Source organism: Flagellimonas hadalis, from assembly GCF_007785775.2.
Lineage (GTDB): Bacteria > Bacteroidota > Bacteroidia > Flavobacteriales > Flavobacteriaceae > Flagellimonas > Flagellimonas hadalis.
In genome coordinates this window covers 155,097-167,072 of the sequence record NZ_VNIK02000002.1, presented here as the reverse complement: position 1 = coordinate 167,072, position 11,976 = coordinate 155,097, and the positions used below count along the sequence as shown (strand labels likewise).

Genomic DNA, 11,976 nt, shown 5'->3' with positions numbered 1-11,976 from the left:
GCCAAAAAAAAAGAAGCAGTTACCAGAAGTGTAAAAATAAGCACTCCTTCCGGTAACTGCCAATCAAAAACTATTTTAGGTCAAACGGCCTAAATGACCCCTTGGGCCAACATGGCATCCGCAACTTTTACGAAGCCGGCAATATTGGCTCCTTTTACATAGTTGCAGTATCCACCGTCTTCTTTTCCATATTCGATACAGGCATCGTGGATATCGGACATGATCCCTTTCAATCGCTGGTCCACCTCTTCACGTGTCCAACTGATCCTGAGTGAGTTTTGGGACATTTCCAGACCTGAAGTGGCCACACCCCCTGCATTGGAAGCCTTGCCTGGTGCAAACAAGATCTTGGCATCGTGGAAGGCATGGATGGCTTCCGGGGTGGAGGGCATATTCGCTCCTTCGGCCACGGCGATACAGCCATTTTTAATCAATTGAGCGGCATCGTCACCGTTCAACTCGTTCTGGGTGGCACAGGGCAATGCAATGTCGCACGCCACTTTCCATGGGGTCTCCCCTTTGCGGAACTCTGCCGAAGGATACTTGGCAACATAATCCGAGATCCTTCCCCTACGGTTGTTCTTCAAGTCCATCACATAGGCAAGTTTTTCCTCGTTTATTCCGTCCTTGTCATAGATGTAACCGCCCGAATCTGAAAGGGTCAATACTTTTCCTCCCAATTGGAGGACCTTTTCGGCAGCGTATTGGGCCACGTTCCCAGATCCTGATATCACTACTTTCTTGCCTTCAAAAGATTTTCCTTGGGTCTTGAGCATGCTATCGGCAAAGTAAACGGTGCCGTATCCGGTCGCTTCGGGACGGATCAATGATCCTCCCCATGAAAGTCCCTTCCCGGTCAATACGCCGGTGAACTCGTTGCGTATTTTTTTGTACATCCCAAAAAGGAACCCTATCTCGCGGGCACCTACGCCAATGTCTCCTGCGGGAACGTCGGTGTTCGGGCCAATGTGTCGGCAAAGCTCTGTCATGAAGGCATGGCAAAAGCGCATCACCTCATCGTCCGACTTGCCTTTTGGGTCAAAATCGGAACCTCCCTTTCCTCCGCCCATGGGCAAAGTGGTAAGACTGTTTTTGAATACTTGTTCAAATGCCAAGAATTTCAGTACGCTGGCATTTACTGTGGGGTGAAATCGGAGCCCTCCTTTGTAGGGGCCTATGGCCGAGTTCATTTGAATGCGGTATCCGCGGTTCACATGGATTTCCCCTTCGTCATCGACCCACGCCACACGGAACGAGATCAATCGTTCCGGCTCGACCATTCTCAGGAGGATGTTCTTTCCATTATAGATGTCGTGCTTGGCAATATAGGGTATTACCGTTTCCGCCACCTCTTGTACCGCTTGTATGAATTCAGGTTCATGGCCGTTCCTGGCCTTCACCTCGTCCATAAATGCTTTTATTTTTGCTTCCATAAACGGATTAAGATTAATTGTCCCCTCGACTTAGCTTGGGGTTATTTTTATTGAATTATGAATTTGAGGGCAAAATTATACTATTTCAATATTTCAAATACTGGTTTTTTGAAAATTTTTCAAAATCATTGTGTAAGGGCCTGTTCCAAATCGGCTATCAGGTCTTCCACATCCTCAATGCCGACACTGAGCCTGATCAACGCATCGACCACCCCACTTTTCTCACGTTCTTCTTTCGGGATGCTGGCATGGGTCATGCTGGCAGGATGTCCTGCCAGACTTTCCACTCCTCCCAACGATTCGGCAAGGGTAAATAGTTTCAGGTTTTCCACAATTTTTATGGCATCTCCATAATTCCCTTTGGGCACAAAGGAAATCATTCCCCCAAAACCCTTCATCTGCGCCATGGCCACCTTGTGGTTGGGATGTGTCTCGAAACCGGGCCAATAGACCTTTTCAATCTTTGGATGGGCCACCAGATATTTCGCAATGGCCGCCCCGTTCTCACAATGCCGTTGCATCCGCACATGCAGTGTCTTGATTCCGCGGAGAGTCAGGAAACTGTCCATGGGGCCACACACAGCACCACTTGCATTTTGGATAAAATACAGTTGATCGGCAAGCGATTTGTCCTTCACCACTAATCCGCCGACCACTACATCGCTGTGTCCGCCCAAATATTTTGTGGCAGAATGCATCACGATATCGGCTCCCAAATCCAACGGTTGTTGCAGATAGGGTGTGGCAAAGGTATTGTCCACGGCCAACAGCAGCCCATGCTTTTTGGTAAGCTCGGACACTGCCTTGATATCGATAATGTTCATCATGGGATTGGTGGGGGTCTCCACCCAGACCATTTTGGTGTTCGGGTTGATATGCGCTTCGATTGTCTCCACATTGTCCATCTCCACAAAGTGGAAATGGATCCCGTATTTTTCGAATATTCTTTTGAAAAGTCGGTAACTGCCCCCATACAGGTCACTAGTGCAAATGACTTCATTCCCTGGGGACAATAGTTTAAGCACGGCATCGATGGCGGCAAGTCCACTGGCAAACGCCATTCCGTAGCTTCCATTCTCTATGCTTGCCAGAGCCTGTTCCAAGGCAGTCCTGGTCGGGTTGGCACTTCTGGAATATTCATACCCTTTGTGTCCACCGGGGGTGGATTGGGCATAGGTAGAAGTTTGATAGATGGGGGGCATCACCGCCCCATAGGCCTTATCGGGTTGTTGCCCTCCATGGATGGTCTTGCTGTTGAACTTTAGGTCTTTTTTCATCCTGTTCCGATCTACTTACAAATGTATCGCTATCTTTCGGAGTATTCAATGAAGTCTTATTTTTGAAGACCCAAAAACCTCTTTTATGAAAAAAATCCTTGTCCCTGTCTTATTCCTATGGTTCGTTTTGGGCTGTGAAAGTGAATCCCGATTGACTTTTGAGCCGTTGTTGCTCAATGGGGAAACTTGTGCCACTTGCCCCAATGTTGAGATCAATATACCCAAAGCAATCGATGGGTCATCGGTGGCAACGGCCATCAACCGATCATTGAGCGAAGAGATCATCAGCCTTCTTTCCTTTAGTGAGGGACAGGAGGACATCGACACGGCCGATAAGGCCATCGCCTCTTTCACCAATAGTTATAAGGAACTGAAGTCCAAATTTCCCGATGAAGTGGCTTGGGAAGCAAAAATAAATGGGGATGTGATCTATGAGGACCTCAATATCGTGACCGTGGCGGTCAATTCCTATTCCTTTACCGGGGGTGCCCATGGCTATGCCTCCACTTCCTTTTTGAACTTTGACAAAACCAAAGGGATTGAACTGGACACTCCCGACCTTTTTGATGATATGGAAGGGTTTGAAAAATTTGCCGAGGCCCAATTCCGTGCCCAAGAAAAGGTACCGGAAGGCCAAAACATCAACGCTACGGGTTTTATGTTCGAAGGGGATGCTTTTCATCTCCCCTATAATGTGGGCTACACCCCGGACGGTATCCAGCTCATCTATAACCCATACGAAGTGGCGTCGTATGCCGACGGGCCAATCGTACTGACCCTGCCCTACGATAAGGTCAATCCTTATTTAAAAAGAAAAGTAACCCTTTGATAGGTCTCTATGTCGCATCACAGCACAGACAACTATTTGAAATAATAACGAAGACCGGCCCCCAATAAGAGGGTGGAATCGTGAAGGTCACTGTTAAAATGGTAAAATCCATTGATGGGGACGATCACGGAAAATGCATCCGATAGGAAGAAATCCATTTCAAAGGAAGCGTAGCCGCCATAAATGAAACTGCTCTCGGCCTCTATGGCATCAAAGGGGAAAAAGGTGTCCCCATTATTGATGTACTTGTATCCCAAGGAGGGCCCGCCACCAAAATAAAAAGAGATCCCTCGTTTGGGAGAGGTCAGCACCGTGGTAAAATAGCCCAGGTTAAAAAAATAATCCTCATACGGAAATTCTACCCCTGAATTGGGGGTTTCCTTGGAAAAAGTTGCCGCCAAGGATACCTGAAAATAATCCGTGGCATTGTGGTAATAGTTCGAGTTGAGCTGAATACCGTAGCCATCTGTTTTGTAGGTGGGCACCGCGCCAATGGATAAGTAGCTTCGTTGGGAAAAGCCCTGCTCGCATACCAAGGTAAATAGCAAGCAAAAGAGCCCCCAGCATAATTGGAAGTTTTTCATTTTGATAAGATTTGGGTCTTACAATAAATCAACAGCAAATATAACTGATTTTCAGTGTGTTTTGCTTTTCACCGATTTATCTGGATTTGGGAAGGAAAATTGGGCCTGGACCATCGTCCGAACATATAGTTTTGAGATGAAAAAGAGGCCTTTCAACGGTCTGTTTCCAAGGTTTTTTTCAATGCCCCGATGGCTCCTAGGTGGAGCCCTTCGTGGAAGACGTTGAACGCGATGGCATCCTCAGCGCTGGCCAAGCCTATCTTAGGGGTCGTCATGTACTCCTTGAACGTTTTGAACTTTCCGTGTGAATAATCCAATTGGATCAGCTTTACGGTACTAAAAAGGTAGGCGGATATCTTTTCCACTTCTTGTTTGGAAGGTTCCCCATCAGGAAAAGTTCCTTTTCGGTACTTGTCGATCAGTTCCTTTTCAATGGTAAAGTCAAGACCGCTCAGGCCGTACAACAGCAATTGCGGGGTTACCACCACATGGGCTATGTTCCACCAAATATTGTTGTTGAACCCCTTTGGGATCCTGAACAGGTCCTCTTTTGGGGTGTTCTGCAAATGATCATGTAGAATTTTTCTGTTCTTCAGCACTATATCAAACAACTTTTCCATAACCTTATTTTTCAAAAAGCAATCTTCTTCTGACGTAAAACTAGTTTTAAAATATGAAACGGATCTATGAAAAACACATAAAATCACTTCTTCTTTATAATTGGAACAACCTTTCGAAAAGCTGTTGAATTTGCACTATCTTAATATGAATTGATGGAAATTTCCCTTCCTTTGCAATACAGCACCATTTATCATGAAAAAAATATACCACTTGGGCACCTGCACTACTTGTCAGCGGATCATAAAGGAATTGCAGCCTTTGGACGGAGTTGAATTGCAAGAGATCAAATCGGAACCCATTACTCCCGAACAATTGGAAGAAATGGCAGCCCTTTCTGGCAACTACGAATCCCTTTTCAGTAAAAGAGCCATGCTGTTCCGCCAAAGGGGGCTCCACGAAAAGGAACTCTCTGAAAACGATTATAAAAACCTGATCCTGGAACACTATACCTTTTTAAAACGGCCCGTGATCCTTGTTGATGGACAGATCTTTGTCGGGAACTCCAAAAAAGTGGTCGAGGCCGCTAAAGAGGCCCTGCACGCATGAGCAGAAGGACCTTGGCCATTTTGGCCGCTATTGGTGCCACTACCATTTATGGCATAAACCATACTGTTGCCAAAGGGGTCATGCCCACCTATGTGAAGCCGTATGGGTTCATCATGTTGCGGGTTGCCGGGGCGGCCTTGCTGTTTTGGATCATCTCCCTGTTCGGTCCCAAGGAAAAAATCGAGAAGAGGGACTGGCTGCGGATTTTGGTGTGTTCCATTTTGGGCATGGTCATCAACATGCTTTCCTTTTTCAAGGGACTCCAGCTTTCCACCCCGATCAACAGTGCGGTCTTGGTGACGATTACCCCAATTATTGTTGTGATCTTGTCCGCCTTCTTTTTGAGCGAACGGATCACCCTGAACAAAGGGCTTGGGGTTTTCTTGGGCTTTGCCGGGGCTTTGGGGCTCATCCTTTTTGGAGCGGAAGTTCGGCAAGATGCCCCCAACATTCCCCTCGGCAATTTTTTGTTTGTGCTGAACGCCACTTCGTATGGCGCATACCTTACCGTGGTGAAGACCCTCATTGAAAAATACCATCCCTTTACCTTGATGAAGTGGCTTTTTACCATTGCAGTCATCATCAATCTGCCCATCACCTTGCCTGAGGTCATGGAGATACAATGGTCCACCATGCCACTTTGGGCCTATGGTTCGATAGCTTTTGTGGTCATTGGCACTACCTTTATGACCTATCTGTTCAATGTGTTTGCCCTCACCGAACTCAAGGCGTCCACTGTTGGGGCCTTTGTATATATGCAGCCTTTGGTGGGCATTCTGTTCGCCCTTTTTTCGGGGAAGGACCATCTTACCTTGGTCAAGGTCGTGGCCACGGCCTTTGTGTTGGTGGGCGTGTATCTGGCCAGTAAACGGGCAAAGGCAGGGCTAAAGAACGATTAACCCTCCAAATCCCTCGGAACCTGCACAAACTTTCGGGTGTCGGCCTTGGTCAACGTCTTGAAATCCTTGGATTTTTCCATGGCCTGGAAGGCTTCCAAAAATTCAGTGGGGAGAGCGGTCAATTTCCGTTCTTTCAGATCGATCCAAGCACCCATCATCTCACAACGCGCAAAATTCTTGCCCTTGATGTCATAAAAATTGTGTCTGAATTCAAAGAACATTCCATCCTCGCTCATGCCCACCAACTCCAAGGAAACTTTCACAGGTCTGCCCGGAAAGGCCTCCTTGAAATAATAGACATGTTCATAAAAGACCACAGGGCCGATATTGTGGATGGCCATGCTCACCTGGTTGAATCCCAACTGTCCCAAATAGGCCATTCGGGTGTGGCTCATAAAGTTGATATAGGCCGAGTTGGCCATGTGCCTATTGGCATCCAGATCGCTCCAACGGATCTCAAATTCCTTAAAAAACATAGCGGGTTATTTTGTTATGCGTGCATAATAATTGTAAAAATACCATAGTTTTGAGAACTGGGCCCAATGGGTCAACAGAATTAATCCTATTTTTAAACATAGTTTAACACCGATCCCATGAGCCAAAAAGCAGAATTTGCCAAAAACCTTTCCCTACCCGTCATCGCCGCTCCCATGTTCTTGATCTCCGGACCCAAATTGGTCATTGAGTGCTGCAAGAACGGTATTGTCGGAACGTTTCCTGCATTGAACCAACGCACCAGTGAAGGTTTTGAAGAATGGCTTATCCAAATCAAGTCGGAGCTGGAACAGTTTGAAAAGGAAACAGGGAAAAAGCCCGCTCCATTTGGGGTCAACCTAGTGGTGCACCCCACCAATCCGCGGTTGGAGGCCGATGTAAAACTCTGCATGAAGCACAAAGTCCCCTTGGTGATCACCTCCCTTGGTGCCGTGAGCATGGTGGTGGATGCCATTCACAGCTATGGCGGGCTGGTGTTCCACGACATTATCAAAAAACGCCATGCGGAAAAGGCTGCCGAGGCAGGTGTGGACGGACTCATCCTAGTATCAGCGGGAGCAGGTGGACACGGTGGCACCATCAACCCGATGAGCCTCATCACAGAGGTCAAAAAATTCTTTGACAAGACCATTATCCTTTCGGGCTGTATCAGTACGGGAAGGGATATCGCGGCTGCCATGCAGATGGGGGCCGATCTTGCCTATATGGGCACCCGTTTCATCAACACGGAAGAAAGCCAGGCCACTGACGAATATCGAAAAATGATCGTTGATGCTGGGGCCAGTGACGTAATCTATACGGCTTCCATTTCCGGGGTACATGCCAATTTCTTGGCTGCCAGCCTCAAAGCTGCCGGAATCACGGAAGAAGACCTGAAAAAGGACACCAAAATCGATTTTGGCAAAGAGCTGAACACCGAGGCCAAGGCCTGGAAGACCATTTGGTCGGCAGGGCAGGGAGTGACTTCCATTGACAATGTGCTCCCGGTTTCAGAATTGGTCCAGACCCTAAAAAAAGAATTTAGATCCGCCATTGAGGAACAGGCCAAACTTTTGGCGGTTTTCCCCAAGGATTGATATCAACCTTAAGACCCATGCCCCAAGTTACTTCCAGTTATAGCCCCCCACTGTTCTTCAAGAGCGGCCATTTGTCCACTATTTACTCTGGCATCATCCGTTCGGTAAATGGGGTGGTCCAAAAAAGGGAGCGTATTGCACTTTTGGATGGTGATTTTTTGGATCTGGACTGGAGCGAGGCCAATTCCCCGACCCAAAAGTTGGTCGTGTTGCTCCATGGTCTGGAGGGAGATGCCCAACGCCCCTACATTACCGGCAGTGCCAAGATCCTGAACCAAAACGGGTTCGACACCTGTGCCGTAAACTTTAGAAGTTGCAGCGGGGAACCCAACAAACTTTATCGCTCCTATCATTCCGGGGCCACAGAGGACCTGGTCGAGGTCATTGACCATGTCCTCAATACAAGGGACTATGCGGAAATCTACCTGAAAGGATTCAGTCTGGGAGGCAACCTCTTGCTGAAATACCTCGGGGAAGGAAATGCGGTTCCAAAGGAAATCAAAGGTGCGGTGGCCGTATCGGTGCCCTGTGACCTCCACAGTTCGTGCAGGCAACTGCTCAGCGCAAAGAACATCCTCTATGCCCAACGTTTTAAGAAGAACCTGTTGGACAAATTGCGACAAAAGCAGCTTCTTTTTCCCGACCTCATCCCCGATGCCGACATCAAGCGCATCAAAACATTAAAGGATTTTGACGATATCTATACGAGCCGGGCGCACCATTTTACGGATGCCGAGGACTATTATGCCAAATGCAGTTCCCTTCAGTTCTTGCCCAACATCACTGTGCCAAGCCTCATCATCAATGCCAAAAACGATTCATTCCTGGGACCCGAATGCTATCCTTTTGCGGAAACGGAAAAAAACCCCCACCTCTTTCTGGAAACTCCCCATCACGGTGGACATGTTGGCTTTTGGGGCAAAAACAACATCACCTATACCGAAAACAGGGCCTTGCATTTCTTTAATTCATGGCCAAAGAAAACGTTGTAGTGGGTTTTATGGCTTTGGAAAACAAAAAACCGATGAATTATTCGTCCCTAATTGCCTATCTTAGTAGCTCTATTTGCACAAACAAACTTCAATAGAACGTAAACAATGAAAAAAGCAATCCTGTTCTTGGCCTTGGGAGCCTTTATGGCAAGTTGTGGCGGGAAAAAAGAAGAGAAAAAGGACGGTTTTGAAGTAAGCCGTACGAAAACAGAAGAGAAAAAAGCCGAAACTGGCGGGGGAGTCCCCGTGGATCTGGACAATAAAGGTGTGGGACCCATCAAGAACTTGGATTTCCCTGATGAGATCGACCAAGAAATGGCCGCTCGCGGACAGGCCAAGTTTGATGCCGTATGTGTGGCTTGCCACATGGTGGACCAACGTATGATAGGACCTGCCATGAAAGGCGTCTATGACAGAAGGAGTCCGGAATGGGTGATGAACATGATCCTGAACCCTGATGGGATGCTCAAGGAAGACCCGATAGCCAAAGCTTTGTTGAAAGAATACAACAATGCCATCATGCTGAACCAGAACCTGACCGAGGAAGAGGCCAGGGACTTGGCGGAATACCTCAGGACACTGTAAAAGTCCCGCCCATAAATTCTTTGAAATGCTGTTGTTTTTAAGTAAAGCAACAGCATTTTGCGTTCTATAAACTAAACAAACATGAGACAATTTCTTTTTACCTTACTCGGTTGCCTGTGCGCGACCGCAATGACCGCGCAAGACCTGCAAGGGGCTTGGGAAATGACCCAGAACGATGGGCAGGGGACCGAGGTACAGCACATTGCCATCATAGCAGGGGACTATATCTCCAAGGCCTTTTTTGAGAAGGAGACCGGAAAGTTCATCGGCACCAAAGGTGGGAGTTACAAAGCAGACGGTCAAAATTTTACGTATCTGTTCGAATATGCCTCATTGAACCCCGACCTGGTGGGAACCCAAAAAAGCGTTCCTTACGAATTTGTGGACGGCAAACTCCATTTGGGCGATGTGGCCTGGACCAAAATCGATGATGGTACACCCGGAGACCTGTCCGGCGCTTGGCTCATATCCGGAAGGAAGCAGGATGGCGAGATCGTAAAGCGAGATACATCGGGCCCACGCAAGACCATGAAGATCTTGTCCGGCACCCGTTTCCAATGGATCGCCTACAATACGGAGACCAAGGAGTTCATGGGCACGGGCGGTGGAACCTACACCACCGTGGATGGAAAATACACGGAGACCATCGGCTTCTTTTCCCGGGACGATTCCAGGGTAGGTGCCAGTTTGCAATTTGATTACAGTCTGGAAGATGGGGATTGGCACCATTCCGGATTGAGCAGCAAAGGACAGCCCATATACGAAGTCTGGAGCAGACGAACGGAGTAAAAGTCATTTCAGGTTACGGGGGGCAATGTTTGATTTATTTTTTAGTATTTTTCCTAAACATTAACCATTAATTTCTGTAAAAAATGAAAACCTCTATCCTATTGTTTTTCTTTGCCATAGCCTTGGCAGATTCTTGCAGCAATTCCAAATCCAGCGCCGAGGCACTCTATGGCCCTACTTGGGAACTGGATTACATCACTGGCCCAAGGATTGCCTTTGAAGGGCTGTTCCCTGAAAAAAAACCACAGATCACTTTCGACAAGGAATCCTCCAAAGTTTCCGGTACGGATAGCTGTAACGGTTATTCCGCTGACTATGTTCTGGAAGGAAGCTCCATTTCCTTTGGCGAGCCTGGCCCCACCACCATGATGTTCTGTGGTGGCAGCGAGCGCCAATTTTTGGAAATGATGAAGAAAATCGACGGTTTTTCCTTTGATGAAGATGGAAAACTCAACCTGCTGATGGGCGAAGTCCCGATGATGCGCTTTAAAAAAGTAGGATCATGAAAAAAAACGTTATGGCCGTCTGCTTCCTAGTACTCCTTTCCAACTGTGTGGAAAGAAAAAAGCAGGATGAGGAGCAGAAAGAAGCCACCGAAGAACAGACGGACACCATCAAAGACGAAGAAAACACAAGGGCCCTTGCCGTAGCACACGCCGAGAACTATTTCAAGGCCACAGGGACAGAGCCGTTCTGGGGACTTAAGATCTATGGGGACAAGGTGGAGCTGACCACGATGGAAGGGGACACCATCATTGTGCCCCATACCGAACCCATCAGGGTGCAGGATGCGAACATCAAAATGTACCGCGCGCAGACCGAGGCCACGGCCATGGATGTCATCATCTCCCAAAAAGAATGTACCAATGCCATGTCCGGAGAGGTTTCCCCGTATTCCGTGACCATTTCCTATAAAAAGACCGGGGAGGAAGAAACCCATGCCCTGGAAGGTTGCGGCTCCTACGTGACCGATTATAGGCTCAATGACATTTGGGTGTTGGAGGAAATGATGTCCCAAAAGGTCTCCAAAGAGGATTTCAACGGGAAGGATGTACCCTATATGGAAATCTATACCGAGGACAATCGCTTTTCAGGTTTTTCGGGCTGCAACCGAATGACAGGAAGTCTCTTCTACGAAAAGGACCTGCTGCGATTTGCCCAGATTGCCTCCACCCAAATGGCCTGCCCCAAGATGGACAGGGAATCCGAGTTTTTGAAGGCCCTGCAAAGCAGCACCAACTATAAAGTGGAAAACAATAGACTCTACCTTTCCAACGGTAGCGAAGAAAACCTGCTCATATTCAAAAAAATAGACTGATCATGAAAAAACTACTTTTTGTCTGCTTCGCCCTCTCCGTAGTGGCCAGTTGCAAGACCAAGGAATCCAAAGAGGTGGACAGCGTCCCTCAAGAACCCGTAACCGTGGCCCCGCCCCAGCCTGTTCCTGCTTTGGAGGAAGGTTGTTACACCTATGACGCCAACGGCAACCACATTGTGCTGGAGATCACCGAAATGAACGGATCTGTTCTCGGGAACCTGGACTATGCCCTCAAGGAAAAGGATGCCAACAAGGGAACCTTTGCCGGCGTGTTGAAGGACAGTGTGCTCCTCGGCAGTTACACCTTTATGTCCGAAGGCACGGAAAGCACCCGCGAGGTGGCCTTTTTGGTGAAGGAGGGCCAGTTGATCGAAGGTTTTGGTGCACTGGACGAGACCGGCACCGCCTTTCAGGATCCAGCTACCCTCAGTTTCAGTTCGTCCATGCCGTTGTCCAAAACGGATTGTGAACATGACTAAACTGTAATACGAGTTAGAAAAGGATCAAATACATCGATTTTATACCATATTGG

Annotated in this window: 15 protein-coding genes; 10 read left to right on the top strand and 5 right to left on the bottom strand. The window is 47.8% G+C overall.

All coding sequences use genetic code 11. The annotated features are described in order from the left end of the window. Positions 1-89: 89 nt before the first annotated feature. Both gdhA and FOT42_RS04890 read right to left on the bottom strand, forming a co-directional pair. A complete protein-coding gene (gene gdhA, locus FOT42_RS04895) occupies positions 90-1,433 on the bottom strand; it encodes an NADP-specific glutamate dehydrogenase (RefSeq protein WP_151889467.1) in 1,344 nt (447 codons plus the stop codon). Between the two features lie 125 nt (positions 1,434-1,558). After that, positions 1,559-2,710: a cystathionine gamma-synthase gene (locus FOT42_RS04890; protein ID WP_151889466.1), complete on the bottom strand. Its 1,152-nt coding sequence runs from the start codon at positions 2,708-2,710 to the stop codon at positions 1,559-1,561. 85 nt (positions 2,711-2,795) lie between these two features. Between FOT42_RS04890 and FOT42_RS04885 the strand changes: the two genes are divergently transcribed. Continuing rightward, complete coding sequence (locus FOT42_RS04885; protein ID WP_151889465.1) at positions 2,796-3,539, top strand: DUF3298 and DUF4163 domain-containing protein; 744 nt, start codon at positions 2,796-2,798, stop codon at positions 3,537-3,539. Positions 3,540-3,571: 32 nt separating this feature from the next. On the opposite strand, the gene FOT42_RS04880 is transcribed toward FOT42_RS04885, so the two are convergent. After that, complete coding sequence (locus tag FOT42_RS04880; protein ID WP_151889464.1) at positions 3,572-4,123, bottom strand: conjugal transfer protein TraO; 552 nt, start codon at positions 4,121-4,123, stop codon at positions 3,572-3,574. A 152-nt stretch (positions 4,124-4,275) separates the two neighbouring features. Further along, a complete protein-coding gene (locus FOT42_RS04875) occupies positions 4,276-4,743 on the bottom strand; it encodes a DinB family protein (protein WP_151889463.1) in 468 nt (155 codons plus the stop codon). Between the two features lie 193 nt (positions 4,744-4,936). Between FOT42_RS04875 and FOT42_RS04870 the strand changes: the two genes are divergently transcribed. Beyond that, positions 4,937-5,290 carry an arsenate reductase family protein gene (locus FOT42_RS04870; RefSeq protein WP_151889462.1) on the top strand — a complete coding sequence of 118 codons (354 nt, stop codon included), beginning with the start codon at positions 4,937-4,939 and terminating at the stop codon, positions 5,288-5,290. Beyond that, a complete protein-coding gene (locus FOT42_RS04865) occupies positions 5,287-6,189 on the top strand; it encodes a DMT family transporter (protein WP_151889461.1) in 903 nt (300 codons plus the stop codon). The genes FOT42_RS04870 and FOT42_RS04865 overlap by 4 nt, the downstream gene beginning before the upstream one ends. Here the strand turns inward: FOT42_RS04865 and FOT42_RS04860 are convergent. Continuing rightward, a complete protein-coding gene (locus FOT42_RS04860) occupies positions 6,186-6,665 on the bottom strand; it encodes an acyl-CoA thioesterase (protein WP_151889460.1) in 480 nt (159 codons plus the stop codon). The genes FOT42_RS04865 and FOT42_RS04860 overlap by 4 nt on opposite strands. A gap of 117 nt (positions 6,666-6,782) precedes the next feature. Here FOT42_RS04860 and FOT42_RS04855 point away from each other — a divergent pair, with 117 nt between their 5' ends. The 7 genes from FOT42_RS04855 (at position 6,783) to FOT42_RS04825 (ending at position 11,923) form a co-directional block, all read left to right on the top strand. Next, complete coding sequence (locus FOT42_RS04855) at positions 6,783-7,760, top strand: NAD(P)H-dependent flavin oxidoreductase (protein WP_151889459.1); 978 nt, start codon at positions 6,783-6,785, stop codon at positions 7,758-7,760. Between the two features lie 17 nt (positions 7,761-7,777). Beyond that, entirely contained in the window at positions 7,778-8,752 is a 975-nt protein-coding gene (locus FOT42_RS04850; RefSeq protein ID WP_151889458.1) for a YheT family hydrolase, read from the top strand. Positions 8,753-8,857: 105 nt separating this feature from the next. Beyond that, complete coding sequence (locus FOT42_RS04845; RefSeq protein ID WP_151889457.1) at positions 8,858-9,337, top strand: c-type cytochrome; 480 nt, start codon at positions 8,858-8,860, stop codon at positions 9,335-9,337. Positions 9,338-9,418: 81 nt separating this feature from the next. Further along, the gene (locus tag FOT42_RS04840) at positions 9,419-10,126 is read left to right on the top strand and encodes a membrane or secreted protein (protein ID WP_151889456.1); all 708 of its coding nucleotides are present in this window, start codon (positions 9,419-9,421) and stop codon (positions 10,124-10,126) included. 83 nt (positions 10,127-10,209) lie between these two features. After that, entirely contained in the window at positions 10,210-10,632 is a 423-nt protein-coding gene (locus FOT42_RS04835) for an META domain-containing protein (RefSeq protein WP_151889455.1), read from the top strand. Continuing rightward, entirely contained in the window at positions 10,629-11,444 is an 816-nt protein-coding gene (locus FOT42_RS04830) for an META domain-containing protein (RefSeq protein WP_151889454.1), read from the top strand. The genes FOT42_RS04835 and FOT42_RS04830 overlap by 4 nt, the downstream gene beginning before the upstream one ends. Positions 11,445-11,446: 2 nt before the next feature. Continuing rightward, positions 11,447-11,923 (top strand): hypothetical protein, encoded by a 477-nt coding sequence (locus tag FOT42_RS04825; RefSeq protein ID WP_151889453.1) that lies wholly within the window; start codon positions 11,447-11,449, stop codon positions 11,921-11,923. Positions 11,924-11,976: the final 53 nt, after the last annotated feature.